Genomic DNA, 23,641 nt, shown 5'->3' with positions numbered 1-23,641 from the left:
AGTCTGGCAGCGTTGCGTCTGCCGGCCATCCCCGCAGGTCGGGATTCGGGTTATCCCTTGTTCGAGCGAAGACGGGCCGGATTCTGTGAGTCTCGTCATAACCAGTCAAGGTTATGGATTTGAATCTTAATTACGATTTTGTATGAAGTATCGGGACCTGCGGGACTTCATGGCTGGCCTGGAAGCGTCCGGCGAACTGCGCCGGGTCGCAGACCCAGTCTCGGCGCGGCTCGAGATGACAGCAGTCAGTGACTTCGTGCTGCGCCAGGGTGGACCGGCCCTGTTGTTCGAGCGGCCCGACGGTTACAAGTTTCCGGTCCTGGCCAACCTGTTCGGCACGCCCCGGCGGGTGGCGCTCGGCATGGGCGCCACCGGGGTGGGGGAGTTGCGGGACATCGGTTTGTTGCTGGCCAGCCTCAAGGAGCCCGAACCGCCCAAGGGGCTGCGCGACGCCGGCAGGCTGTTACACATGGCCAAGGCCCTGTGGGACATGAAGCCGGCCGTGCTTCGCCAGGCGCCTTGTCGAGACGTGGTGCTGGAGGGCGACGAGATCGACCTCGGCCGCCTGCCGGTGCAGACCTGCTGGCCGGGTGATGCCGGGCCGCTGATCACCTGGGGCCTGGTGATCACGCGCGGCCCGCAGGGCGGCCCGTCAGCACGCGCGCGTCAGAACCTGGGCATCTACCGCCAGCAGGTGATCGGGCCTCGACGCGTGATCATGCGCTGGCTGGCACACCGCGGCGGCGCGCTCGACTTCCGCGAGTTCGCGCGCGAGAAGCCTGGCCAGCCGTTCCCGATCGCCGTGGCGCTGGGCGCCGACCCGGCCACCATCCTGGGCGCGGTGACGCCGGTGCCCGACACGCTGTCGGAGTACCAGTTCGCCGGCCTGCTGCGCGGCGGCCGCACCGAGCTGGCCGAGGCCGGGGTGGGCGACGCCGGCGTGATGCTGCAGGTGCCGGCGCATGCGGAGTTCGTGCTCGAAGGCCACATTCCGCCGGCCGCGCCGGGCTATGCCGGCACCAGCGAGCATGGTGTGCCCCTGAAGGAGGTCGACGGCTACCTGCATGCGCTCGAAGGCCCGTTCGGCGACCACACCGGCTACTACAACGAGCAGGACTGGTTCCCGGTGTTCGAGCTGCGGCGCCTGACGCACCGGCGCGACGCCATCTACCACTCCACCTACACCGGCAAGCCGCCCGACGAGCCGGCGGTGCTCGGCGTCGCGCTCAACGAGGTGTTCGTGCCGATCCTGCAGAAGCAGTTTCCGGAGATCGTCGACTTCTACCTGCCGCCCGAGGGCTGCAGCTACCGGATGGCGATCATCAGCATGCGCAAGCGCTACCCGGGTCATGCGAAGCGGCTGATGTTCGGGTTGTGGAGCTTCCTGCGCCAGTTCATGTACACCAAGTTCATCGTGGTGACCGACGACGACGTCGACATCCGCCGCTGGGACGAGGTGGTCTGGGCGATCACCACCCGCATGGACCCGGTGCGCGACACCACGCTGGTCGACCACACCCCGATCGACTACCTCGACTTCGCCTCGCCGGTCAGCGGGCTGGGCGGCAAGATGGGGCTGGATGCGACCAACAAGTGGCCCGGCGAGACGCAGCGCGAATGGGGCCGCGCGATCGCGATGGCGCCCGAGGTCACCCGGCGGGTCGAGGGCATCGTCGCGCAGATCATGAAGCGCGCCGGCTGACAAGAGGAAAGACGCACGGACGCCGCGCTTGAACTCGCCGCGGGCCTGACCTAAGGTTTGAAGGCCTGCCCTGCAGGTCTTTCCGATGGCGCAGTCCCTGCGCGCCAGGAGCCCCGGACCTTCTACCTCCGGAGCCCCGGATCGGTGGCGTCAGCCACCCGCCCCTCCCACCTCAGGTCGGGAGGGGTTTGTACTTCTGGGGTACCGTTTTCTCTCAGTCGCAAGGAGACAACCATGACGCAATGGCGACGCAAGGGCGCGGACGAGGTCTACAGCGCCGACGAGGTGGAAGGCCGCCTGAAGGTCGAGCTGCCCCACTGGTACCTCGAGGACGGCTGGATCCGGCGCAAGTACAAGACGAGCGGCTGGAAGTCGACGCTGATGGTGGTGAACAGCGTCGGCCATCTTGCCGAAGCGGCCTGGCACCACCCGGACCTGACCGTCTCGTACGCGTTCGTGACGGTCAAGCTGATGAACCACGCGGCCAAGGGCATCACCGAGAAGGACTTCGCGCTGGCGCGCAAGATCGAGGAGGTGCTGATGTGGCAGCCCGGGCGCGAGGAGGGCGCGGTGCTCGAGGGCACGCCGGACGACCCGCGCTTCAAGTACCTCAAGTACGACTGAAGGCCACCAGTCGGCCGCCGGCCGGGCGGCAGTGCGCTGACACAATGTCCCCGCCCCGGGACACCGCTGCCCGGGGACGGTCGGCCGCACGCCGTGTGCGGCCGCGGAACGGGGATTGCTATTCCACGTGGATGAACCGGCCCGACATGCCCCGATGAACGCTCCCTCGACCGATCTGCGCCAGGGCGCCGGGGTGGCGGTGCACGCGCCCGGGCGCCTGCACCTGGGCTTCCTCGATCCCTCCGGCACGCTCGGACGGCGCTTCGGCAGCATCGGGCTGGTGGTCGAGGGCTTCGAGACCGTGGTGTCGCTGCAACCGGCGCGCCGCGACGAGGTCGGCGCCGACCCCGCCGCGTCCGGCGCGGAGCTCGAGCGCGCCGTGGCCTGGCTGCAGCGCCTGCGCGAGGAGACCGGCCTGACCAATCCGCTGAAGCTGCGCTTGCTGCGGACGCTGCCCGTGCATGCCGGCTTCGGCTCGGGCACCCAGCTGGCACTGGCACTCGGGCGTGCGTTCGCCGCCTGCCACGGGCTGCAGGTGGACACGCCGACGCTGGCCCGCTGGCTCGGCCGCGGACTGCGCTCGGGCATCGGCATCGCCGGCTTCGACGTCGGCGGGCTGCTGGTCGACGGCGGTCCGTCGCCCGACGGGGCGCCCGCGCCGCTGCTCGCACGCATCGCCTGGCCGGCCGACTGGCGTGTGATCGTGGTGCTCGAGCCGGCGCGGCGCGGCCTGTCCGGCGCCCAGGAGCGCGAGGCGATCGCCGCGCTGGCGCCGCTGCCGCGCGAGCGGGCCGCCGAGATCTGCCACCAGGTGCTGATGCGCCTGCTGCCCGGCGCGGCGCAGGCCGACTTCGCCGCCTTCGCGGCCGGACTGAACGTGGTGCAGCAGGTGCTCGGCGCACATTTCGCGCCGGCCCAGCACGGCAGCCCCTGGACCAGCCCGGCCGTCGCGCGACTGATGCACTGGCTGCGCGAGGCGCCCGGCGCCCCGGTGGCCCTGGGCCAGAGCAGCTGGGGCCCGACCGGCTTCGCGATCGTCGAATCGGCCAGGCGCGCCGACAACCTGCTGGCCGCGGCGCGCACCGCCGGCGTGGTGGACGATGCGCTCGCGCTGCAGGTCGTCGCCGGCCGCAACACGGGCGCCACGCTGGCCGCGGCGCCCTGACCGAATCACTTCCCGAGAGACCACGCGATGGAACGCCCCTACATCCTGCACATGTTCACGCCGGGCCGGCAGATGAGCCCGTTCGACATCAACATGGCCGCCGACGCCGGCTACCAGATCATCGTGCCGTACTGCGACGCCAGTCTCGACAGCATCACCGGGCTGACGCAGGACGCAATCTTCTCGCGCGGGCCCAAGGGCGTGCAGCGCACCGGCATCTTCATCGGCGGGCGCGATGCGCTGCTCGCCGCCGACATGCTCGAGCGCGCCAAGAGCGCGATGGTCAAGCCCTTCGTCGTGTCGCTGATGGCCGATCCGAGCGGGGCCTACACCACCGCCGCGGCGATGGTGGCCTGCGTCGAGGCGGCGCTGAAGAGGCAGGGCGCCGCCGGGCTCGACGGCCAGCGCGTCGTCGTTCTCGGCGGCACCGGGCCGGTCGGGCGCATCGCCGGCGTGATCGCGGCGCAGGCGGGTGCCACGGTCTGGCTGTCCAGCCGCAACGGCATCGATGTCGCCGAGCAGGCCGCCCGCGAAACCGGCGCGCGCTTCGGCGTCACGCTGCACGGCATTTCCGGCGGCGACCGGGCCGCGGTGCGCACGTCCATCGGCGAGGCCGACGTGCTGCTGGCCTGCGCCGCCGCCGGCGTGCAGGTGGTCTCGGCCGAGGACCTGGGCTTCGCGAAGGACCTGAAGGTGGCCGCCGACGTGAACGCCGTGCCGCCCGAGGGGATTGCCGGTGTCGGCGTGATGGACGACGCCAGGCCGCTGGCAGGCACGGCGGCGCTGGGCATCGGCGCGCTGGCGATCGGCAACGTCAAGTACCAGACGCAGCACCGCCTGCTGTTGCAGATGCGCGAGGCCGAGAAGGCGGTGCGGCTCGGCTTCGCCGAGGCCTTCGCCACGGCGCGGGCCTTCCTCGCCGAGTCTGCCGCCAAGCAGTGACGCGCCTCGCCCTCGCAGGCTATTCCGTGCGCGTGCTGGCCGAGCTGGCCGCGCTCGAGGGCCATGAGGTGCTGGCCCTGGACCTGTTCGGCGACCGCGACACGCGCCGCGCCGCGCTGGACTGGACGCGCATTGGCGATCCGTCGGCGTTGCGCATCGACGCCGCGCTGCTGCTCGCGGCGCTCGAGGCGCTGCGCGGGCAGGGCGTGGAGGGCTGGATCGCCGGCAGCGGCTTCGACGGCCGCACCGATCTGCTCGCCGCCGGCGCGCAGCGCCTGCCCCTGATCGGCAACGATGCCGAGACCGTCGCGCGCGTGCGCGACCCCGGAGCCTTCTTCGCCGCGCTCGACGCGGCCGGCATCGCGCACCCGCCGGTGCGGCGCGACTGGCCCGACGAGCGCGAGGGCTGGCTGGTCAAGGACGCCGCCGGCAGCGGCGGCACGCACATCGTCGCCGCGCCGCGCCACTCGCTGCGCGCGCTGTCGGCCACCACGTACCTGCAGCGCGAGCGGCCCGGCGTGCCGATGTCGGCCACCTTCGTCGCCGACGGGCGCGATGCCGTCGTGCTCGGCTGCAACGAGCAGATCGTGCAGGAGCGGCACGGCTGGCGCTTCCTCTACAGCGGCGTGATCGGTCCGGTGCCGGTGGCCGTGGCGGTGCTGGACCAGGCCACGCACGCGGTGTGCAGCCTGGTCGAGACCTTCGGCCTGCGCGGCCTGGGCAGCCTCGACTTCCTGCTCGACGGCGAACGCATCGAGGTGCTGGAGCTGAACGCCCGCCCGCCGGCCAGCGTGGCGCTGTACCCGCAGGTGGGCGAGGGCGGGCCGATCGAGGCGCACCGGCAGGCCTGCCGCGGCGAGGGCCTGCCGACGCCGCGGCGCGCCGCCGACACGGTGCGCGGCAGCGAGATCGTGTTTGCGCGGGCGCCGCTGCGGCTGGTCGAGCGCCAGCTCGCCTGGCTGGCGCTGCAGCCGGACGTGCATGACCTGCCCGACCTTCCCTGGGCCTGGTCGCCCGGCGAACCCATCTGCAGCGTCGACGCGCAGGGAGCGAGCGCCGCGGCCGTGCGCGATAAGCTCGCGCGGCGCAGCGACGCATTGCTCACCTCCCTGGAGACCCTGGCATGAACCCACATTCCCCGGCACTGGCCGGCGTCGAGCTGAGCCTGAACCGGCAGGTGCAGCCGCTGGTCGAGCAACTGGTCGCGCAGGCCGCGGCGCTGCGCGTGGCCGTGCGGCGCGACCCGCTCGGCCCGACCATCGTCGATGCCGGCATCGAGGCGCCGGGCAGCATCGCCGCCGGGCTGCTGATCGGCGAGATCTGCATGGGTGGCTTCGGCCAGGTCGGCCTGCGCAGCGGCGCGGTCGACGGCTGGCCGAGCTGGCTCGAGGCGCGCAGCTCGCAGCCGGTGCTCGCCTGTCTGGCCAGCCAGTACGCCGGCTGGAGCCTGGCGGCGAGCAAGGAGGAGACCGGCGGCAAGAAGTTCTTCTCGCTCGGCTCCGGCCCGGCGCGCGCACTGGCGGCCAAGGAAGCGCTGTTCGCCGAGCTCGGCTACCGCGACCGCGCCGAGCGCGGCGTGATCGTGCTCGAGGTCGACCGCGCACCGCCGGCGGTGATCCTCGAGAAGCTGCTGCGCGACTGCGGCCTGGCGCCCGAGGCGCTGACCGTGGTGCTCACGCCCACCAGCAGCCTGGCCGGCACGACGCAGGTGGTTGCGCGGGTGCTCGAGGTCGCGCTGCACAAGGCGCACGAACTCGGCTTCGACCTGTCGCAGGTGGTCGACGGCGTGGCGACCGCGCCGCTGCCCTCGCCCAGCCCCGACGGCGTCGAGGCGATGGGCCGCACCAACGACGCGATCCTGTATGGCGGGCGGGTTCACCTGGCCGTGCGCGGCGGCGACGACGCGGCGCGCGACCTGGCGCAGCGCCTGCCCTCGCGCAACTCGAAGGACTACGGCCGCTCCTTCGCGCAGATCTTCAAGGACGTGGAGTACGACTTCTACAAGATCGACGGCGCGCTGTTCGCGCCGGCCGAGGTGTGGGTCAGCAACGTCGACAGCGGCCGCACCTGGCATGCCGGTGCGCTTGACATGGACCTGCTGCGCAAGCTCTGGCTCGACGCCGAGTGATGCGCATCGCGATCGCGACCGACGAGGTGGGCTGGCACACGCGCCAGCTGCAGGCGGCCCTGCGCGCCCGCGGCGCGCTGGGGCGCTGCCTGGACCTGGCCGACGTGCGCATCGACACCGGCCACGCCTGGCACGGCCTGGCGCTGCCGGGCTTCGGTCGCGAGCTGCCCGACGCGGTGCTGGTGCGCGGCATTGCCGGCGGCAGCTTCGAGCAGGTGACGCGCCGGCTCGGCGTGCTGCACGCGCTGCGCGAGCTCGGCGTCCCGGTCTACAACGACGCGCGGGCGATCGAGCGCAGCGTCGACAAGTCGATGACCTCGCTGCTGCTGCACGCCGCGGGCGTGCCGTGCCCGCCGACCTGGGCCGTCGAGTCGCCGGCGCAGGCCCAGCAGATCGTGGTGCGCGAGGCGGCGGCCGGCCACGCGCTGGTGCTCAAGCCGCTGTTCGGCTCGCAGGGCAAGGGCCTGCAGCGGGTCGGCCTGGTGGACGGCGCGTTCCGCGCGCTGCCGCCGCTCTCGCGCGGCTATGGCGGCGTGGCCTACCTGCAGCGCTTCGTGCCGCCGGTCGCGCAACCGGGCTTCGACTGGCGCGTGCTGGTGATCGGCGGGCGCGCGGTGACCGCGATGCGGCGCGTCAGCACGCACTGGATCCACAACGTCGCGCAGGGCGCGCGGGTCGCGCGCGCCGAGCTCACGCCCGAGCTGGCGCGCCTGGCGCAGGATGCGGCGCGGGCGCTGCAGATGGACTACGCGGGCATCGACCTGATGCCCGGCCCGACCGGGCCGCTGGTCATCGAGGTCAACGGCGTGGCGGCCTGGCACGGCCTGCAGCGCGTCACCCCGTTCAACATCGCCGGCGCGCTGGTCGACGACCTGCTCGCGCGACGCTGCGCCGCGCAGGTGCCGGCCCGGCGCGCATGACTGCCGACGACACGCTCGAGCGCGCACGCGCGGCCTTCCTCGCCGCCTGCACGCTGGACGTGGCGGTGCGCAAGCCCGGCAACGTGAGCCTGGCCTCGGCCGGCCACGGCATGCAGGCGCGGCAGTTCATCGCCAGTGCCCAGGCGGCGGCGGTGCCGCTGTTCGAGCGCGGCGCCGCGGTCGGGGCGCGCATCGAGCGCGCGGTGCAGGCCAGCTGGGCGAGCGCCGGCTGCAACACCAACCTCGGCATCGTGCTGCTGTGCGCGCCGATCGCCCGGGCCGCGGAGCTACGCGCGCCGCAGACGCCCTGGGCCGAGGCCCTCGAGGCCGTGCTGGCCGGCCTGGCGCTGGACGACGCCGCGGCGGCCTACCGCGCGATCGCGCAGGCGAACCCCGGCGGCCTCGGGACGGCGCCGGCGCAGGACGTGCACGCGGCGCCCAGCGTCGGCCTGCGCGAGGCGATGGCGCTGGCAGCCGGGCGCGACCTGATCGCGCGACAGTACGCCGGCGGCTACCGCGAGCTGCTGGCGGCCGCCGAAGCGCTTGCCGCCTCCGGGTTTGTACTCATGCCGCCGATGCCGCCGGCGCCCGTCGACGCGGCTGCCGCCGCGCCGGTGCAGCAGGTGTTCCTGCATTGGCTGGCGCGTTTCCCCGATTCACACATTGTTCGAAAACACGGCGAGGCCGTGGCACAGACTGTCATGCACGCGGCGCACGGCTGGCTCGGGGTGGCGCAGCCGCAGCGCGATCCGGCCTTCGCCGCCTGGGACGAGGCGCTCAAGGCGCAGGGCATCAACCCGGGCACAAGCGCCGACCTGACCGTCGCGACGCTGCTGCTCGCCGCGCTCGCCTGACACGCGGCTGACGCGTGGCATGGATCGTGATAGGGTCTTCGTCGCGCTGGTGCATGGCCAGTGTGTCGACACCCCGCAGAACCACACCACAGGAGATTGCAAAGCCATGGCAAAGATTGATCGCATGATGGTCGGTGAGTCGCTCGTCGGCGACGGCAACGAGGTTGCCCACATCGACCTGATCATCGGGCCGCGCGGCTCGGCTGCCGAGTCCGCCTTCGCCAACGCGCTGACCAACAACAAGGACGGCTTCACCTCGCTGCTCGCGGTGGTGGCGCCGAACCTGCTGACCAAGCCGGCGACCGTGATGTTCAACAAGGTCACCATCAAGGGCGCCAAGCAGGCGGTGCAGATGTTCGGCCCGGCGCAGCGCGCCGTCGCGATGGCGGTGGCCGACAGCGTCGAGGACGGCACCATCCCGGCCGCGGAGGCCGACAACCTGTTCGTCTGCGTCGGCGTGTTCATCCACTGGCTTGCCGAAGACGACAAGAAGATCCAGGACTACAACTACCGTGCCGTCCGCGAGTCGATCCAGCGCGCCGTCGCCGGCTCGCCGACCGCGGCCGAGGTCGTCGCCAAGAAGGGCACCGTCGCCCACCCGTTCCAGGCGAAATGAGTTCGACGCGCAGCCCTCGGGCTGCGCTGCTTCGGACAGAGGGTTGAGAGGGATCACCGACCGGCTCGTCCGGTCGGTTTTTTGTTTCTACCGGCTGGTCCGGTCGGTTCTTGTTGGCCCTAGCGCCCGCCGGGCACCATGCCGCTGCCGATCAGGTGCAGCACCGCCGCGGCCGAACGCGGCTTCTCCGGCGCCCAGCGTTCGATTTGCACGCCCACCGCCTGCACGTCGTCGAACTTGCGCGGCTTGACGACCTTCACGCGCACCCAGCGCGCACCGAACTCGTCGAGCAGGATCGTCGCCACCGCCTCGGCGAAGGCCTCGAGCAGCTGCAGCCGGTGTTCGCGCAGCAGGCGCTGCAGGCGCTCGCGCACCACGCCGTAGTCGATCGTGTCGCCGATGCGGTCGGTGTCGCAGGCGCGTGGCCGAGGCACGCCGGCATGCACGTCGATCACCAGCGGCTGCGCCTGGTGCAGCTCGCTGGTGTGGATGCCGATCACCGTCGCGCCGGTGAAGCCCTCGATGAAGATCAGGTCCAGCGCGGCATCGTCGAGCGTGCGCGGGGCCGGAGCCAGGGGTTGCGGACTGATGGACATCAATGCGACTCTCGTGCGTGGGGTGGGTCCGGGCGGGTCACGCCCTGCTGCAAAATGCGCGCCCGTGCCCTTGGACCATCGGTGTTTCCCGGGGGGGTCCACCGCCCCCGGAGGCACACAATCCCCGGGCGAGCGCCGCAGCAGACGGCCGACTGTACCGGAGACCCTGATGACCCTGTCCATGCGCCACGCCGACCGCCACGCCGACCGCATCCTCGAGCTGGTGCGCAGCGGCCGGCCCGAGATCGGCAGCGACATCGTGGCGCAGTCCTGGGGCCGCTGCATCAACGAGTACCGGCTGCACCCGGCCAAGCCGCACGACCCGGTGTTCATCAGCCGCGTCGAGCTCGAGGAGCGCCGCGCCCGGCAGGCCGACATCATCGCCTGCGCGCGCTACGAGATGACCACGCTGTACCAGCAGCTGGCCGACGTCGAGAGCGCGGTCGTGCTGACCGACACCGACGGCGTGATCATCCACATGGTGTCCTCGCCCGAGTTCGCCGCCGAGGTCGGCCCGCTGGGCCTGCGCGTGGGCGGCAAGTGGAGCGAGCACGACGCCGGCACCAACGGCATGGGCACCTGCCTGGCCGCCGGCGGGCCGGTGTCGGTGCGTCGCGAGGACCATTTCTACACCCAGTTCACGCAGCTCACCTGCTCGGCCGTGCCGGTGTACGACCCGTCGGGCGAGATCGCCGCGGTGCTCGACGTCACCAGCCGTTCCAGCCTGATGCAGCAGCACCTGCTGGTGCTGCTGGGCATGACGGCGCGCATGGTCGAGAACCGCCTGATCGACGCGCGCTACCGCAACGCGCACCCGCTGCACTTCCACAGCCGGCCGGAGTTCGTCTACACGCTGCACGAGGGCAAGCTGGCGGTGGGCGATGACGGCCGCATCCTCGCGGCCAACCGCAGCGCGCTGTTCCAGCTCGGCATGCAGTCGATGGAGGACATCCGCACGCGCAAGATCGAGGACCTGTTCCAGACCTCGCTGGAAGACATGCTGCAGCGGAGCATGTCCTCCTCGTTCCACCCGGTGGTGACCTACCGCGCCAACGCCGCGCTGCGCTTCTTCGCGGTGGCGCGCCGGCCGGCCACCGATGCCAAGGGCGCCCCGCTGGCGCTCGCCGCGGGTGCCGTGGCGGCGGAAAGCGCCAGCGTCGTCGCCCCGACGCCGCAGCGCGTGCCGCCGCGGCCGGCCGTGCCGCGCCCGGCCGGTGCGCCCGGCTCGATCTTCAAGGACCCACGCCTGACCGCCCACCTCGACACCGCGCGCCGCGTGATCGCGCGCCAGACGCCGGTGCTGCTGTGCGGCGAAACCGGCTCGGGCAAGGAGGTGTTCGCACGCGCGGTGCACGAGGCCAGCCCGCATGCCGGCGGCGCCTTCGTCGCCGTCAACTGCGCCAGCCTGCCCGAGACCCTGATCGAGTCCGAGCTGTTCGGCTACCGGGCCGGCGCCTTCACCGGAGCGCAGCGCACCGGCCGGCGCGGCAAGATCCTGCAGGCCGATGGCGGCACGCTGTTCCTCGACGAGATCGCCGACATGCCGCTCGAACTGCAGGCGCGCCTGCTGCGGGTGCTCGACGAACGCCAGGTCACGCCGCTGGGCACCGAGGAGACGCACCCGGTCGACTTCCAGTTGATCAGCGCCAGCCACCAGCACCTGCCGCAGCGGGTGCGCGAGGGCCGCTTCCGCGAGGACCTGTACTACCGCCTGGCCGGCATCGAACTGCTGCTGCCGCCGCTGCGCGAGCGCAGCGATCGGCGCGACCTGATCGCCCATGTGCTGGCCACCGAGTCCGGCGGCGTCGGCGCGCTGTCGGCCGAGGCCGAGCGGCTGCTGCTCGAGCACCCCTGGCCGGGCAACCTGCGCCAGCTGCGCCATGTGTTGCGCACCGCGGCCGCGCTGGCCGACGGCCGGCCGATCACGCGCGAGCACCTGCCCTCGCTCACGCAGGCGGCTGCGCCCGCCGCGCTGCCGACGGCCGTGGCGCAGGCACGCCCCGCCGCGCCAGCGGCCGAGCCGGCGGCGGCCGACACCGCGCTGCCGGTCAAGCTCAACCCCATCCAGGCCAACGAGCGCCAGGTTCTGCTCCAATTGCTCGAACAGCACCGCTGGAACGTGAGCAATGTCGCCAAGGCGCTCGATGTCAGCCGAAACACCCTCTACCGCAAGCTCCACAAGCTCCACATCGAGGTCTCCCACCCCGACTGACCACGGCGCGCTCGACAACGCGTCGGTGCCGACGCGTTCGCGCTTCGCCTGGTGCATCACCGGCTCCGGGCATTTCCTCGACGAGGCGATGGCGCTGGCGCAGCGCCTGCCCGGGCTCGACCTGTTCCTCTCCGATGCCGGCGAGGAGGTGCTGGGCATCTACGGCATCCGGCTCGAGGACCTGCGCTCGCGCTTCGCGCCCGGCTTCCGTCTGGTGCGCGACAAGACCGCCAGCGCCGTGCCCGTGGGCATGCTGTACGAGGACATCTACCACACGGTGGTGATCGCCCCGGCCACGAGCAACACCGTGGCCAAGTGCGCCTTCGGCATCAGCGACACGCTGCCGACCAACATGTTCGCGCAGGCCGGCAAGCTGCGCATCCCGGGCATCGTGTTCGCCTGCGACACCGAGCCGGTGGTGGTGACGAAGTCGCCGCACGACTGGGTCACGCTGCGGCCGCGCCGCATCGAGCTCGACAACGTGGACCGCCTGCGCGAGATCGACTTCTGCCGCGTGGTGGCCTCGCCGGCAGAACTGGAAGCCGCTCTCGAGAAGCGCCTTCATGAGTTGTCGCTGACGTGGAACACATCCTCTTCCTGACCGGCCGCCTCGCGCAGCCGCAACTCGAGAAGGTGCTGGGCTCGATCGACGACGCGCCCTTCACCTGGGAGGTGCGCGAGATCGGCCTGCAGGTGGCCGCGCTGATGACCGCCGAGATGATCCGGCGCCGCGTCGCCGCGCCGGTGCAGGCGAACCGCATCGTCGTGCCGGGGCGCTGCCGCGGTGATCTCGATGCGCTCGCGGCGCACTACGGCATCCCGGTGCAGCGCGGCCCAGAGGAGCTGAAGGACCTGCCGCGCTTCTTCGACCGCGCCGCGCGACCGGTGGACCTGAGCGAGTACGAGGTGGCGATCTTTGCCGAGATCGTCGATGCGCCGCGGCTCACGGTCGAGCAGATCGTCGCGCGTGCCCGCGTGCTGAAGCGCGACGGCGCCGACGTGATCGACCTCGGCGGCCTGCCCGAGACGCCGTTCCCGCAGGTCGAGGACGCGGTGCGCGCGCTCAAGGCCGAGGGCCTGGCGGTCAGCATCGACTCGATGGACCCGCAGGAACTGCTGCGCGGCGGCCGCGCGGGGGCCGACTACCTGCTCAGCCTGCACGAAGGCACGCTGTGGATCGCCGACGAGGTGGCCGCCACGCCGGTGCTGATCCCGCGCGTGCCGCACGACGAGGCCTCGCTGTTCGCCGCCGTCGAGGCCCTGCAGGCCCGCGGCTGCGCCTTCCTGGCCGACCCCATCCTCGACCCCATCCCCTTCGGCCTGACCGCCTCGATCGTGCGCTACCACCGGCTGCGCGAGCGCTTCCCCGAGGCGCCGATCATGATGGGCATCGGCAACCTCACCGAGCTGACCGAGGCGGACACCTCGGGCATCAACGCGATCCTGTTCGGCCTCGCCGCCGAGCTGAACGTGGCCGCGGTGCTGACCACGCAGGTCAGCGCACATGCGCGGCGTGCGGTGCGCGAGGCCGACTGGGCGCGCCGCATCATGCATGCCGCGGCGCGCCAGCGTTCGCTGCCCAAGGGGCTGTCGGACCAGCTGATGACGGTGCACGCGAAGCATCCGTTCCCCGACTCGCCGGAGGAGATCGCGGCAACGGCCTCGCAAGTGCGCGACCCGAACTTCCGCGTGCAGGTCTCCGAGGCCGGCGTGCACGTCTACAACCGCGACGGCCTGCGCACGGGGCAGGGTGCCTTCGAGCTGTGGCCGCAGCTGCACCTGGAAAACGATGCCTCGCACGCCTTCTACATGGGCGTGGAACTTGCACATGCAGAGCTCGCCTGGCGGCTCGGCAAGCGTTACGTGCAGGACCAGCCGCTGGACTGGGGCTGCGCCGTCGAGCGCGATGCCGAGGACCTGAACGCCTGGTGTGCACCGGGCACGACGAGACGATGAACGACCAGATCTTCGAGGCGGTGGTGACCACGGTCTCCGCCGAAGGCGCGAGCCATGTCGCGCCGATGGGTGTGCGCTACCAGGCCGGGCAGGTGGTGCTGATGCCGTTCAAGCCGTCGACGACCCTGGCCAACATCCTCGCCACCGGCCACGCGGTGCTGAACATCGTGGTCGACGGGCGGGTGTTCGCCGGCTGCGTCACCGGGCGCCGCGCCTGGCCCACGCTGCCGGCCGAGACGATCCGCGGCGTGCGCCTGGCGGCGGCGCTCAGCCATGTCGAGCTGCGCCTGGCCGAGCAGGTGGACGACCCGCAGCGACCCGTGCTGCGCATGCAGCGTGTGCACGAGGTCGTGCACGCGGTCTTCCCGGGGCTGAACCGGGCGCAGGCGGCAGTGGTGGAGGGCGCGGTGCTGGTCAGTCGTCTGCACATGCTGCCGGCGCAGAAGGTCGACGCCGAGATGGCCTACCTGCAGATCGCGATCGACAAGACCGCCGGCGCGGGAGAGCACGAAGCCTGGGGCTGGCTGCGCGAGGCGGTCGCTGCGCACCGCGCGAAGGCCGCGGAGGTACCGCGATGATCCGCCTGCTGGTCAGCGTGCGCGATGCCGAGGAGGCGCTGCTCGCGGCGCGCGGCGGGGCCGACTTCATCGACCTGAAGGAGCCGGGGCAGGGCGCGCTCGGCGGCCTGCCGGTCGGTGCCATCGGCACGATCGTCGCGGCCCTGCGCGGCGCGGGCTGCCGGCTGCCGGTCAGCGCGACCATCGGCGACATCGCCCTGGGCGAGGGCGACGAGATCCTGCGCCGCGTCGCGGCCGTCGCGGCCTGCGGCGTGAACGTCGTGAAGGTGGGCATCCCGCGCGAGGACGGCGCGGCCGCGCTGCTCGAGCGCCTGGCCGCCTGCGGCCACCCGGTCATCCCGGTCTTCATCGCCGACCGCGGCCTCGACCCGGCCACGCTCGCGCATGCGCTCGGGCTGGGCTTCCCCGGCGTGATGGCCGACACGGCCGACAAGTCGGCCGGCTGCCTGTTCGACGCGGTGTCGGTGCTGGCGCTGTCGCGCTTCGTCACGCGTGCCCGCACGGCCGGCACGATGGTCGGGCTGGCCGGCGCGCTGCGCCTGAAGCACCTGCCGCGGCTGGCCGGCCTGGCGCCGGACTTCGCCGGTTTCCGCAGCGCGTTGTGCGCCGGCGCGCGCGACGGCCGGCTCGAGCCGGCCCTGCTGGCCGGCCTGGTGCAGGCGCTGCGCGAGGTTCAGGCGCCTAGCGAGCGTGCCTCGCCGAGCAGCAGCGAGCGCATGCGCGCCAGCTCCCCCTTGTGAACCACGTCGATCGGGAACGCCGCGCCGCGCGCGATGCCGGCGAAGCGCCGGTCGAGCACGCCCGCTTCCTCCAGCTCCGCCAGGCTGGCCTGCGGGTCGATGGCGCAGGACTTCACCACCACCATGTGCTCGGCATTGAGTTGGCGCGCCAGGTCGAGCGCGATGCTGTCGCCGGTGAGCTCCCAGTTGGCCTGCGGGTCCGGCCCGTCGCGCATCCAGTCGTAGGGCAGCCACAGCGCCGTGTGGCCGGCATGCAGCACCTGGCGGATCTCCTCCATGCTGCGCGCCAGGCGCAGCGCCGGGTTGATGCCATGGGCCAGGTAGGCGGTCTGCGCCATCGCGAGCACCGCCATGTTGTGGGCCGGCAGATCGTCGAACTGCCAATGCGCCTGCGCCTGGCGCACCTCGTCGGCGAATCGGCCCCCGCCGCAGACCACGGTGACGCGTCCGCCGCCCAGCCGCGCCAGCAGGTCCAGCCATTGCGGCAGGACCGGATCGCCGTTCAGGCTTCCGCCGAGCTTCACGACCCACATCAGCGCAGGTCCTCCGCCAGCAGGGCCGCCACCGCGACGGCCGGCGCGCAGACCCCGGCCCAGCGCGCCGCGCCGGGCGCGGCCGCGGGATGGAGCGGCGCGACGTCGCGCCCGTAGTCGAGCGCCGTCGCGCCGGCGCTCAGCAGCTCCGGCACCAGGAAGGCGCCGCAGCCCGCGCCCACCAGCAGCAGCGCGGCCTCGCGCGGCTGTGCCGCGAGCACGTGGTCGAGCTGGCTGCGCAGCTCGGCCAGCTGCAGGCTGCGCCAGGCGCGCGCGAAGTCGAGCCATTCGGCGTCGTCGGCGTCGCGTGCGTCGAGCCCGATCATGCGCGCCAGGCGGGCGCGCGAGCCGGCGGCGTCCTTGGCCGCATGGTCGGCGCTGGGCTGTTGGTCGTGTGCCGGGTCGAGCTCGCCCGTGAGCCGGTAGACGTCGGCCGTGGTGGCGAAGAACTCGTTCATCACGTTCAGCCGTTCGCCGCGCCAGGGCACGCGGCGCGCGACGCCGCACAGCGGGGTGCGCACCACGCCCTGGTAGACCAGCTCGCTGCGCGCCAGGCGCTGCACGTCGCTGCGGCTGGTGGTGGGCACCCGGCCGAACGCGAACGCGATCAGGTCGGTGGTCGTGCTGCCGATGTCGACCAGCACGCCGGCCGACTGCGGCATCGCACGCGCGACGTGGCGCGCGGTCGCGAGCCAGTTGGCCGAGGCGATCTGCATCCAGTGGCGCCCGGCCTGCGCGGCCTCGCACCAGCCGGCGTCGCCGGCGAAGAAGCGCGGCGCGTGCAGCGCGCCGGCCAGCAAGGCGGCGATGCGCTGCACGCCGTGCTCGCGGTGCTCGAACAGGTCGACCATTTCGCCGGTCATCGTCACTGCATGCGGCGCATGCGCCAGCCCGGGCCAGCGCGCCGCGGCCTGCGCGAGCACATGTTCCAGGTGCTCGGTGCCCTGCCACAGCGGGCAGGGCCATTGCGCCACATCGAGCACCCGCGCGCCGACCAGGCGGCAGGCTTTGACGTGCGCGCCGCCGACGTCCCAGCCGAACAGCTGCGGCTCAGCCATGGCCGGCCTCCCCGGCGCAGCCGTCGAGCAGCTCGGCGGCGATGTTGCGCCCGAGCGAGGCCGACAGGCCGACGTACGCACTCGTCACGCGCGGATTGACCTCGATGAGCACCGGGCCGCGCGGCACATGCCAGACGACGTCGATGCCGACGAAGCCGCGCAGCCCCGGCAGCGCCTGTGCGACCTGCAGCGCCAGCGCCGCCAGGGCCGGGCGGCGTGCATCGTCGGCTGGGACCACGTTGACGTCGACGCCGCGGAAATGCAGCGCGCCCTCGGCGTCCACGGCGATGTGCTGCCGGTTCACGCTCAGCAGGTCCGCGCTGCCGTCGTGGCACAGCATCGACACGCTGAGCGCCTCGCCCTCGACCCAGGGCTCCAGCCAGCCGCTGCCGGCCGGGCGTGCCGCGAGGTCGCGCTCCGCGGCGCTGCGCTCGAGGTGCACACGCGAGTCGATCGCGCCCGTGCCGTCGTCGGGCTTGACGACCCAGCGTCGCACTGCCGGATCGTCGCGCCAGCCCAGCGGCGTGGCGACGCCCCGCGCGTGCAGCTGCTCCACGGTGGCGCGCTTGCTCGAGGCCACCGCGATGGCCGCCGGCGTGCAGCCGAGCCAGCGCGCAGGCTCGACCACCGCGGCCAGCCGGCCCAGCAGCCCACCGGTCTCCGGCGCCACCAGCCAGACCGCGTCGTGCTGGCGGGCCTGCCGGCCCACGAAATCCGCCGGTGTCTCGCCCGGGCGCGCGCTGGTGCAGGCCGCGCCGGGCGGGTTCGTGCCGGCCTCGGCGCAGGTGGCCACGGTGACGGCACAATCGGGCGCGCACAGCATGTCGAGCACCATCGCATCGCGCATCGCGACGCCCATCGGCATCAGCTCCGCGGCGGCCTGCGGGTCGTCGTCGAGGCGGCCGCCGCCGCTGAGATACTCGTAGACGAACACGCGCCGCATCGCCCCGGCCCGCCCGCCGCCTCCAACGCCCTTCCGGCTCACGCCCGCCCCTTCATGCTGCTCGTTCCGGTGATCGACCTGATGCACGGCCAGGTGGTGCGTGCCGTGCGCGGCGAGCGCAGCACATACCGGCCGATCGTCTCGCGCCTGGCTGCCGGCAGCGACCCGCTGACGCTGGCGCGTGCGCTGCTCGAGCGCTGCAGCGCGAGGCAACTGTATGTGGCCGACCTCGACGCGCTGCTCGGCGGCGCCCCCCAGACCGCGGTGTTGCGCACGCTGCTGGCCGACCAGCCGGGCCTCGAGCTCTGGCTCGACGCCGGCTTCGCCACCCCGGCGCAGGCGCAGCGGCTGCGCGACGAACTGGGCGCCGACGGCGCGCGCGTGGTGCCGGTGTTCGGCAGCGAGTCGCTGCAGTCGGCGGCCGGCCTGCCGGCCGACGCCATCCTGTCGCTCGACCGCCGCGGCGCCGAACGCCTCGATCCGGCGGGCTGCTGGGATGCACCGCAGCATTGGCCGCGACGCGTGATCGTCATGACGCTGGAGCGTGTCGGCGCCGACAGCGGGCCGGACCTGGACACGCTTGCTGCAGTGCAGCGGCGCGCCGGTGACCGCTGGCTGATCGGTGCGGGCGGCATCCGCCACGCCGAGGACCTGCAACGCGCCGCGGCGGCCGGGGCGGGTGCGTGGCTGGTGGCCAGCGCGCTGCACGACGGTCGGATCGACGGCTCCATGGCCGACCACAGATCATGATTCGTGCCATCGCCCCGGGCCGTCCGCGGGCGCCTTCGCGGGCCGAAATCGCCACACTGTGTGGCACTTTTGGCCGGCGCGATGCGGCCACGCCCGGCGTCGTCGGCTCGGCGCCGACGGCGCCGCAATGGCACATGGATTGCGTCCCCCAGTCCCCATGACCGCCTCCGCCGCCTGGACCTGCCCGTTCTGCCCGCTCGCCTGCGACCACCTGCGGGTGCGCACCGGCGCCGCCACGCTCGAACTCGACGGCGGTGACTGCCCGCGTGCTTCGCGTGGCCTGGCGCAGTTCGGCGCCGAACCGGACGACGCGGCGCCGGAGATCGACGGACGCCCGGTCACGCTCGGGCAGGCGGCGGCCGGCGCCGCGGCGCTGCTTGCTGCAGCGCAGCAGCCCTTGTTCGGCGGACTCGGCACCGACGTGGCCGGCGCCCGTTCGCTCTATCCGCTCGCCTGTGCGACCGGTGCGATCAGCGATCCGGCCGGCGGCGCCGCGCTGATGCAGGGCCTGCGCGCGCTGCAGGACCGCGGTCAGTTCACCACCACGCTGGCGGAGGTGCGCACGCGCGCCGACCTGATCGTCTTCGTCGGGGCGGTGCCGCAGGACGTGGCGCCGCTGGTGCGCGAGCGCTGCGGCATCGGCGATGCGCAGGTGCCGCAGCGGCAGGTGGTCGTGCTCGGGGCCGACGTGCCGCTGCACGGCGACCTGTTCGACACGCTGGGCCTGCTGGCCGCGCTGGTGGCGGGCCGCCGCGTGGCCGCGCCGGAGCCGCTGCAGGCGCTTGCGCAGCGGCTGCACGCGGCGCGGTACGCGGTGCTGGTCGGCGCGCCGCCGGCGCTGCCGCCGCAGGGCGCGCTGCTCATCGAGGCGGTGCACCGCATCGTCAACGACCTGAACGCGAGCACACGCGCGGCCGCCCTGTGGATCGGCGGCGGCAACGGCAGCGCCACGGTGAACCAGGTGTACGCCTGGCTGTCCGGCCTGCCGCTGCGCAGCCGCGCCGGACCACGCGGACTGGAGCACGAGCCGATGGCCTTCGATGCCGCGCGCCTGCTGGCCGACGGCGAGGTTGACGCGCTGCTGTGGGTGGCGAGCTTCGACGCCGCAGCGCAACCGCCGGACACCGATGCGCCGCTGATCCTGCTCGGCCATCCCGCGCTTGCGCCGAGTGCGCGGCGCGCAGGCCGGCGCAGCGTGTTCATCCCGGTCTCGACCCCGGGCATCGGCAGCGACGGCCACCTGTTCCGCACCGACGGCACGGTGCTGATGCCGCTGCGCGCGGCGCGGCGCGACGCGCTGCCGAGCGTGGCCACGGCAGCCGGCGCGATCCTGCAGGCGCTGCGCGCCGGGAGGCCGGCATGAGCAGCGTGATCCTGCGCGGCGGCACGGTGGTCGATCCGATCGGCGGCAGCGGCGTGCGCGACCTCGCCGTGCGCGACGGCCGCATCGTCGCGCCGCGGGCCGGCGAACGGTACGACCGCGAGATCGACGCCGCCGGCTGCGTCGTGATGGCCGGCGGCATCGACCTGCACACCCACATCGGCGGCGGCAAGGTCAACCTCGCGCGCCTGCTGATGGCCGAGGACCACCGGCAGGGCGTCGAACCGATCGTGCTGCCGGGCAATGCGCTCGAGCTGGCCTCCTGCGGCACCTGCGCGCCCGGAACGCTGGCCACCGGCTACCGCTATGTCGAGATGGGCTACACGGCCGCCTTCGAGCCGGCCATGGTGCCGAGCAACGCGCGCCATGCCCACATGGAGATGGGCGACGTGCCGGTGCTCGACCATGGCGCCTACGTCATGCTCGGCAGCGACGAGCTGTTCCTCGAACTGCTCGCCCAGGGCGGGCCGGACCTGAAGAACTTCGACCAGATCCGCGACTACACCGCCTGGACCATCAACGCCTCCAAGGCGATGGGCGTGAAGGTGGTGAACCCGGGCGGCATCTCGGCCTTCAAGTTCAACCAGCGCAAGCTCGACGTCAACGAGCCGCACGTGCACTGGCAGGTCACGCCGCGCCAGGTGGTGCATGCCCTGGCCCGCGCGCTGAAGGAACTCGGTGTGCCGCACCCGCTGCACATCCACGGCAGCAACCTCGGCGTGCCGGGCAACATCCGCTCGACGCTCGAGACCATCGAGGCACTCGAAGGCCTGCCGGCGCACCTGACGCACATCCAGTTCCACGCCTACGGCACCGAGGGGCCGAAGAAGTTCTCCTCGGCCGCGTTGCAGCTCGCCGAGGCCGTCAATGCCAACCCGCAGATCAGCATCGACGTCGGCCAGATCATGTTCGGCCAGACCGTCACCGCCTCGGGCGACACGATGCGCCAGTTCGCGCAGAGCGGCCTCGCGAACCCGCGCAAGTGGGTCGGCGCGGACATCGAGCTGATGGCCGGCTGCGGCGTGGTGCCGTTCCGCTACCGCGAGCAGAGCTTCGTCAACGCGCTGCAGTGGGTGATCGGCCTCGAGATCTTCCTGCTCGTGAAGAACCCCTGGCAGGTGGTGCTGACCACCGACCACCCGAACGGCGGCCCGTTCACCAGCTACCCGCACCTGATCCGCCTGCTGATGGACCGCCCCTTCCGCGAGGAGCAGCTCGCGAAGCTGCATCCCGAGGTGGCGGCGAACTGTGCGCTGAAGTCGATCACGCGCGAGCTGACGCTGGAGGAGATCGCGATCCTCACCCGTGCCGCGCCGGCGAAACTCCTTGGCCTGCCGGACCGCGGCCAGCTCGGCGTGGGCGCCGCGGCCGACATCGCGGTCTACCGCGAGAAGGCCGACCGCGAGTCGATGTTCCGCACACCCGAGTGGGTGTTCAAGGACGGCGTGCTGGTCGCGCAGGCCGGTCGTGTCACCGCCACGCCGGTGGGCGGCACGCATTTCGTCGAACCCGGCTACGACCCGATCATCGAGAAGACCTTGCGCAGGCACTGGCAGGACCGTGCCGCGATCGCCTTCGACAACGTCGCGATCACGCACGACGAGCTCTGTTCGTGCTGCAACGGCGGCCGGCTGCTGCCCGCGGCCTGCTTCAGCGGAGACGCCGCATGATCCGCAACGGCGTTGCCATCGACGACACCTTCGCCGAAGCCTTTCCGATGAAGGGCACGCGGCTCGTGATCACCGCGCACAACCCCACCTGGGCGCGCCATGCGGCGGTGGCGGCCACCGGCTTCGCGACCTCGGTGATCGCCTGCGGCTGCGAGGCCGGCATCGAGCGCGAGCTCGCCCCCGACGAGACACCCGACGGGCGGCCCGGCATCGCGGTGCTGATCTTCGCGATGTCGGGCAAGGAACTGGCCAAGCAGATCGAGCGGCGCGTCGGGCAATGCGTGCTGACCTGCCCGACCACGGCGGTCTACGCCGGCATCGCGGACGGCGAGGCCGTGGCGCTGGGCAAGAACCTGCGCTTCTTCGGCGACGGCTGGCAGATCAGCAAGGTGATCGGCGGCATCCGCTACTGGCGCGTGCCGGTGATGGACGGCGAGTTCGTCGCGCAGGAGACCACCGCGGTGGTCAAGGGCGTGGGCGGCGGCAACCTGCTGCTGCTGGCGCGCGACACCGATGCGGCGCTGGCCGCGGCCGAGGCCGCGGTGGCGGCGATGCAGGCGCTGCCCAACGTGATCATGCCCTTCCCGGGTGGGGTGGTGCGCTCGGGCTCGAAGGTGGGCAGCAAGTACCCGGCCCTCGGTGCCTCCACCAACGATGCGTTCTGCCCCAGCCTGGTCGGCCTCGTGGCGAAGTCCGAACTGACCGCGGAGACCCGCTGCGTGATGGAGATCGTGATCGACGGCCTGACCGAGGCCGACGTGGCCGCGGCGATGCGTGCCGGGCTGGACGCCGGCATCGCGCTCGGCGCGGCCGGCGGTCTGCTGCGCATCTCGGCCGGCAACTATGGCGGCAAGCTCGGGCCGTTCCACTTCCACCTGCGCAAGCTGATGGGGGAAGGCGCATGAGCGGCTGGACCCTCACGCTGAAGCGCCCGCTCGCGCTGCGACTGGATCTGCGCGGTGTGCTGCCCGGGCTCGACGACCCCGCGGCCACGCTGGTCGGGTACGGCAACACGCTCGTGCCGCTGGCCGAGTTCTTCACCGCGTCCCGGCGCGACGACGACGCGCTCGTGCTCGAAGGCGATCTCGCCAAGGCCGACCGCATCGGCTGGCAGATGGCGGGCGGCACGCTGATCGTCGACGGCAACGCCGGCGACTGCGCCGGCGGCGCGATGCGCGGCGGCACCTTGCGCATCGGCGGCAGTGCGCGCGACCTGGCCGGCTGCGAGATGTCCGGCGGCCTGGTCGAGATCGGCGGCAACGTCGGCGACTTCGCCGCCGGCACGCTGCCCGGCAGCATGGACGGCATGCGCGGCGGCACGCTGATCGTGCGCGGCCGCGCCGGCGCACGCTTCGGCGACCGCATGCGCCGCGGCACGGCGCTGCTGTTCGGCGACGCGGGAGACTTCCTCGGCTCGCGCATGGTGGCCGGCACCATCGCCCTGGCCGGCCGCTGCGGCGCGCATGCGGGCTACGGCATGCGGCGCGGCAGCCTGGTGTTCGCCGGTGCGGCGCCGGCCGACTCGCCGACCTTCGTGCCGGCGGTGGCCGACGCGCCGGTGTTCTGGCAGCTGCTCGCGCGCGACCTGGCCCGACATGGCGGCGCCTTCGCCGAACTGCCGCGCCGCGCCATCCGGCGCCGCCTGGGCGATCTCGCCGCCGGCGGCAAGGGCGAGCTGATCACGCTCGCCTGAGAATCGCCGCCTCCTCCTTTCCATCCACTGCAGACGACGACATGAACGACTACCTGTTCCACGCCGGCGAGGCGACCGTGCTCGCGGCCGAAGGCCAGTTCACCGATGCGATGCCGGAGATCCTGATCGGCCGCACCAGCGGCCCGGTGGGCCAGGCCTTCGCCAACATGATGGCGCAGACCAAGGGCCACACCGCGATGTTCGCGATCCGCGCCTGCAACCAGCTGGTGCGCCCGGCGACCATCATCGTGCCGAAGGTGACGCTCAAGGACGTGGCCAACATCGACCTGTTCGGCGGCGTGGTGCAGAGCGCCACCGCCGACGCGGTGGTCGACTGCCTGATCGAGGGCACCATCCCCAAGGCGCTGGCCAACGAGCTGTGCATCATCAGCCTGGTGTGGATCGACCCGCGCTGCGCGAAGGACCCGAACCTCGACAAGAAGGACATGTACCGCACCAACTACGAGGCCACCAAGCTGGCGATCAGGCGCGCGCTGAACAACGAGCCCTCGGTCGAAGAACTGATCGCCAACCGCCACAGCATCAAGCACGACATGGACGACTGGTCGTGAACGGGCCC

24 protein-coding genes are annotated in these 23,641 nt (G+C 72.6%); 20 read left to right on the top strand and 4 right to left on the bottom strand.

Annotated elements, in window-relative coordinates:
• Window positions 1–142: 142 nt before the first annotated feature.
• The 9 genes from D9C15_RS06310 to fae (D9C15_RS06270) all read left to right on the top strand — a co-directional run bounded on the left by D9C15_RS06310 (window position 143) and on the right by fae (D9C15_RS06270) (window position 8,951).
• Window positions 143–1,702 carry a UbiD family decarboxylase domain-containing protein gene (locus D9C15_RS06310; RefSeq protein ID WP_127996588.1) on the top strand — a complete coding sequence of 520 codons (1,560 nt, stop codon included), beginning with the start codon at window positions 143–145 and terminating at the stop codon, window positions 1,700–1,702.
• A 234-nt stretch (window positions 1,703–1,936) separates the two neighbouring features.
• Complete coding sequence (locus D9C15_RS06305; protein WP_127996587.1) at window positions 1,937–2,326, top strand: 4a-hydroxytetrahydrobiopterin dehydratase; 390 nt, start codon at window positions 1,937–1,939, stop codon at window positions 2,324–2,326.
• A 154-nt stretch (window positions 2,327–2,480) separates the two neighbouring features.
• The gene (locus tag D9C15_RS06300; protein ID WP_127996586.1) at window positions 2,481–3,491 is read left to right on the top strand and encodes a beta-ribofuranosylaminobenzene 5'-phosphate synthase family protein; all 1,011 of its coding nucleotides are present in this window, start codon (window positions 2,481–2,483) and stop codon (window positions 3,489–3,491) included.
• 27 nt (window positions 3,492–3,518) lie between these two features.
• Window positions 3,519–4,433 (top strand): NAD(P)-dependent methylenetetrahydromethanopterin dehydrogenase, encoded by a 915-nt coding sequence (locus D9C15_RS06295; protein ID WP_127996585.1) that lies wholly within the window; start codon window positions 3,519–3,521, stop codon window positions 4,431–4,433.
• Window positions 4,434–4,459: 26 nt separating this feature from the next.
• Entirely contained in the window at window positions 4,460–5,560 is a 1,101-nt protein-coding gene (locus D9C15_RS06290) for an ATP-grasp domain-containing protein (protein WP_240668305.1), read from the top strand.
• Window positions 5,557–6,561: a methenyltetrahydromethanopterin cyclohydrolase gene (gene mch, locus D9C15_RS06285; RefSeq protein WP_127996583.1), complete on the top strand. Its 1,005-nt coding sequence runs from the start codon at window positions 5,557–5,559 to the stop codon at window positions 6,559–6,561. Before D9C15_RS06290 ends, mch begins: the two co-directional genes overlap by 4 nt.
• Window positions 6,561–7,481, top strand: a complete 921-nt coding sequence (locus D9C15_RS06280; protein ID WP_127996582.1) for an ATP-grasp domain-containing protein — start codon at window positions 6,561–6,563, stop codon at window positions 7,479–7,481. Before mch ends, D9C15_RS06280 begins: the two co-directional genes overlap by 1 nt.
• Window positions 7,478–8,335 carry a triphosphoribosyl-dephospho-CoA synthase gene (locus D9C15_RS06275; RefSeq protein WP_127996581.1) on the top strand — a complete coding sequence of 286 codons (858 nt, stop codon included), beginning with the start codon at window positions 7,478–7,480 and terminating at the stop codon, window positions 8,333–8,335. The genes D9C15_RS06280 and D9C15_RS06275 overlap by 4 nt, the downstream gene beginning before the upstream one ends.
• Before the next feature lie 106 nt (window positions 8,336–8,441).
• Window positions 8,442–8,951: a formaldehyde-activating enzyme gene (gene fae / locus D9C15_RS06270; protein ID WP_127996580.1), complete on the top strand. Its 510-nt coding sequence runs from the start codon at window positions 8,442–8,444 to the stop codon at window positions 8,949–8,951.
• Between the two features lie 119 nt (window positions 8,952–9,070).
• Here the strand turns inward: fae (D9C15_RS06270) and D9C15_RS06265 are convergent, their stop codons facing one another.
• Window positions 9,071–9,547 carry a dihydroneopterin aldolase gene (locus tag D9C15_RS06265; protein ID WP_205854736.1) on the bottom strand — a complete coding sequence of 159 codons (477 nt, stop codon included), beginning with the start codon at window positions 9,545–9,547 and terminating at the stop codon, window positions 9,071–9,073.
• Between the two features lie 169 nt (window positions 9,548–9,716).
• Here D9C15_RS06265 and D9C15_RS06260 point away from each other — a divergent pair, with 169 nt between their 5' ends.
• Genes D9C15_RS06260 through D9C15_RS06240 form a run of 5 tightly spaced genes read left to right on the top strand, consistent with a single transcriptional unit; the run spans window position 9,717 to window position 15,033 of the window.
• The gene (locus D9C15_RS06260; protein ID WP_127996579.1) at window positions 9,717–11,759 is read left to right on the top strand and encodes a sigma-54-dependent Fis family transcriptional regulator; all 2,043 of its coding nucleotides are present in this window, start codon (window positions 9,717–9,719) and stop codon (window positions 11,757–11,759) included.
• Window positions 11,692–12,360, top strand: a complete 669-nt coding sequence (locus D9C15_RS06255; RefSeq protein WP_127996578.1) for a flavoprotein — start codon at window positions 11,692–11,694, stop codon at window positions 12,358–12,360. The genes D9C15_RS06260 and D9C15_RS06255 overlap by 68 nt, the downstream gene beginning before the upstream one ends.
• Window positions 12,339–13,715: a DUF6513 domain-containing protein gene (locus D9C15_RS06250; RefSeq protein WP_127996577.1), complete on the top strand. Its 1,377-nt coding sequence runs from the start codon at window positions 12,339–12,341 to the stop codon at window positions 13,713–13,715. Before D9C15_RS06255 ends, D9C15_RS06250 begins: the two co-directional genes overlap by 22 nt.
• A complete protein-coding gene (locus D9C15_RS06245) occupies window positions 13,712–14,293 on the top strand; it encodes a DUF447 domain-containing protein (RefSeq protein ID WP_127996576.1) in 582 nt (193 codons plus the stop codon). The genes D9C15_RS06250 and D9C15_RS06245 overlap by 4 nt, the downstream gene beginning before the upstream one ends.
• On the top strand, window positions 14,290–15,033 hold the full coding sequence (locus D9C15_RS06240) for a (5-formylfuran-3-yl)methyl phosphate synthase (RefSeq protein WP_127996575.1): 744 nt from the start codon (window positions 14,290–14,292) through the stop codon (window positions 15,031–15,033). Before D9C15_RS06245 ends, D9C15_RS06240 begins: the two co-directional genes overlap by 4 nt.
• On the opposite strand, the gene D9C15_RS06235 is transcribed toward D9C15_RS06240, so the two are convergent.
• The 3 genes from D9C15_RS06235 to D9C15_RS06225 are packed head-to-tail and all read right to left on the bottom strand — an operon-like array spanning window position 14,967 to window position 17,609.
• Window positions 14,967–15,566 (bottom strand): amino acid kinase family protein, encoded by a 600-nt coding sequence (locus tag D9C15_RS06235; protein ID WP_127996574.1) that lies wholly within the window; start codon window positions 15,564–15,566, stop codon window positions 14,967–14,969. The genes D9C15_RS06240 and D9C15_RS06235 overlap by 67 nt on opposite strands.
• On the bottom strand, window positions 15,566–16,624 hold the full coding sequence (locus D9C15_RS06230; RefSeq protein WP_127996573.1) for a hydantoinase/oxoprolinase family protein: 1,059 nt from the start codon (window positions 16,622–16,624) through the stop codon (window positions 15,566–15,568). The genes D9C15_RS06235 and D9C15_RS06230 overlap by 1 nt, the downstream gene beginning before the upstream one ends.
• Complete coding sequence (locus D9C15_RS06225) at window positions 16,617–17,609, bottom strand: ATP-grasp domain-containing protein (protein WP_240668303.1); 993 nt, start codon at window positions 17,607–17,609, stop codon at window positions 16,617–16,619. Before D9C15_RS06225 ends, D9C15_RS06230 begins: the two co-directional genes overlap by 8 nt.
• Before the next feature lie 12 nt (window positions 17,610–17,621).
• On the opposite strand from D9C15_RS06225, the gene D9C15_RS06220 reads away from it, so the two are divergent.
• The 6 genes from D9C15_RS06220 (at window position 17,622) to fae (D9C15_RS06195) (ending at window position 23,633) form a co-directional block, all read left to right on the top strand.
• Window positions 17,622–18,317: a HisA/HisF-related TIM barrel protein gene (locus D9C15_RS06220; RefSeq protein ID WP_127996572.1), complete on the top strand. Its 696-nt coding sequence runs from the start codon at window positions 17,622–17,624 to the stop codon at window positions 18,315–18,317.
• Window positions 18,318–18,474: 157 nt separating this feature from the next.
• Window positions 18,475–19,680 (top strand): molybdopterin-binding domain-containing protein, encoded by a 1,206-nt coding sequence (locus D9C15_RS06215; RefSeq protein WP_127996571.1) that lies wholly within the window; start codon window positions 18,475–18,477, stop codon window positions 19,678–19,680.
• Window positions 19,677–21,368: a formylmethanofuran dehydrogenase subunit A gene (locus D9C15_RS06210; RefSeq protein ID WP_127996570.1), complete on the top strand. Its 1,692-nt coding sequence runs from the start codon at window positions 19,677–19,679 to the stop codon at window positions 21,366–21,368. The genes D9C15_RS06215 and D9C15_RS06210 overlap by 4 nt, the downstream gene beginning before the upstream one ends.
• Window positions 21,365–22,273, top strand: coding sequence for a formylmethanofuran--tetrahydromethanopterin N-formyltransferase (gene fhcD, locus D9C15_RS06205; RefSeq protein ID WP_127996569.1), 909 nt, complete (start codon window positions 21,365–21,367; stop codon window positions 22,271–22,273). The genes D9C15_RS06210 and fhcD overlap by 4 nt, the downstream gene beginning before the upstream one ends.
• The gene (locus D9C15_RS06200) at window positions 22,270–23,061 is read left to right on the top strand and encodes a formylmethanofuran dehydrogenase subunit C (protein ID WP_127996568.1); all 792 of its coding nucleotides are present in this window, start codon (window positions 22,270–22,272) and stop codon (window positions 23,059–23,061) included. The genes fhcD and D9C15_RS06200 overlap by 4 nt, the downstream gene beginning before the upstream one ends.
• 41 nt (window positions 23,062–23,102) lie before the next feature.
• Window positions 23,103–23,633, top strand: a complete 531-nt coding sequence (gene fae, locus D9C15_RS06195) for a formaldehyde-activating enzyme (RefSeq protein ID WP_127996567.1) — start codon at window positions 23,103–23,105, stop codon at window positions 23,631–23,633.
• Window positions 23,634–23,641: the final 8 nt, after the last annotated feature.

The organism is Piscinibacter defluvii, from assembly GCF_004011805.1.
Lineage (GTDB): Bacteria > Pseudomonadota > Gammaproteobacteria > Burkholderiales > Burkholderiaceae_C > Piscinibacter > Piscinibacter defluvii.
The sequence above is the reverse complement of the archived record's forward strand: the minus strand, read 5'-3'. Positions and strand labels throughout refer to the sequence as shown.

Excerpts from the sequence above, each read along its gene's own strand:
- D9C15_RS06310 (WP_127996588.1), top strand. The coding sequence starts at position 143 with ATGAAGTATCGGGACCTGCGGGACTTCATGGCTGGCCTGGAAGCGTCC.
- D9C15_RS06305 (WP_127996587.1), top strand. The coding sequence starts at position 1,937 with ATGACGCAATGGCGACGCAAGGGCGCGGACGAGGTCTACAGCGCCGAC.
- D9C15_RS06300 (WP_127996586.1), top strand. The coding sequence starts at position 2,481 with ATGAACGCTCCCTCGACCGATCTGCGCCAGGGCGCCGGGGTGGCGGTG.
- D9C15_RS06295 (WP_127996585.1), top strand. The coding sequence starts at position 3,519 with ATGGAACGCCCCTACATCCTGCACATGTTCACGCCGGGCCGGCAGATG.
- mch (WP_127996583.1), top strand. The coding sequence starts at position 5,557 with ATGAACCCACATTCCCCGGCACTGGCCGGCGTCGAGCTGAGCCTGAAC.
- D9C15_RS06280 (WP_127996582.1), top strand. The coding sequence starts at position 6,561 with ATGCGCATCGCGATCGCGACCGACGAGGTGGGCTGGCACACGCGCCAG.
- D9C15_RS06275 (WP_127996581.1), top strand. The coding sequence starts at position 7,478 with ATGACTGCCGACGACACGCTCGAGCGCGCACGCGCGGCCTTCCTCGCC.
- fae (WP_127996580.1), top strand. The coding sequence starts at position 8,442 with ATGGCAAAGATTGATCGCATGATGGTCGGTGAGTCGCTCGTCGGCGAC.
- D9C15_RS06265 (WP_205854736.1), bottom strand. The coding sequence starts at position 9,547 with ATGTCCATCAGTCCGCAACCCCTGGCTCCGGCCCCGCGCACGCTCGAC.
- D9C15_RS06260 (WP_127996579.1), top strand. The coding sequence starts at position 9,717 with ATGACCCTGTCCATGCGCCACGCCGACCGCCACGCCGACCGCATCCTC.
- D9C15_RS06255 (WP_127996578.1), top strand. The coding sequence starts at position 11,692 with ATGTCAGCCGAAACACCCTCTACCGCAAGCTCCACAAGCTCCACATCG.
- D9C15_RS06245 (WP_127996576.1), top strand. The coding sequence starts at position 13,712 with ATGAACGACCAGATCTTCGAGGCGGTGGTGACCACGGTCTCCGCCGAA.
- D9C15_RS06240 (WP_127996575.1), top strand. The coding sequence starts at position 14,290 with ATGATCCGCCTGCTGGTCAGCGTGCGCGATGCCGAGGAGGCGCTGCTC.
- D9C15_RS06235 (WP_127996574.1), bottom strand. The coding sequence starts at position 15,566 with ATGTGGGTCGTGAAGCTCGGCGGAAGCCTGAACGGCGATCCGGTCCTG.
- D9C15_RS06230 (WP_127996573.1), bottom strand. The coding sequence starts at position 16,624 with ATGGCTGAGCCGCAGCTGTTCGGCTGGGACGTCGGCGGCGCGCACGTC.
- D9C15_RS06220 (WP_127996572.1), top strand. The coding sequence starts at position 17,622 with ATGCTGCTCGTTCCGGTGATCGACCTGATGCACGGCCAGGTGGTGCGT.
- D9C15_RS06215 (WP_127996571.1), top strand. The coding sequence starts at position 18,475 with ATGACCGCCTCCGCCGCCTGGACCTGCCCGTTCTGCCCGCTCGCCTGC.
- D9C15_RS06210 (WP_127996570.1), top strand. The coding sequence starts at position 19,677 with ATGAGCAGCGTGATCCTGCGCGGCGGCACGGTGGTCGATCCGATCGGC.
- fhcD (WP_127996569.1), top strand. The coding sequence starts at position 21,365 with ATGATCCGCAACGGCGTTGCCATCGACGACACCTTCGCCGAAGCCTTT.
- D9C15_RS06200 (WP_127996568.1), top strand. The coding sequence starts at position 22,270 with ATGAGCGGCTGGACCCTCACGCTGAAGCGCCCGCTCGCGCTGCGACTG.
- fae (WP_127996567.1), top strand. The coding sequence starts at position 23,103 with ATGAACGACTACCTGTTCCACGCCGGCGAGGCGACCGTGCTCGCGGCC.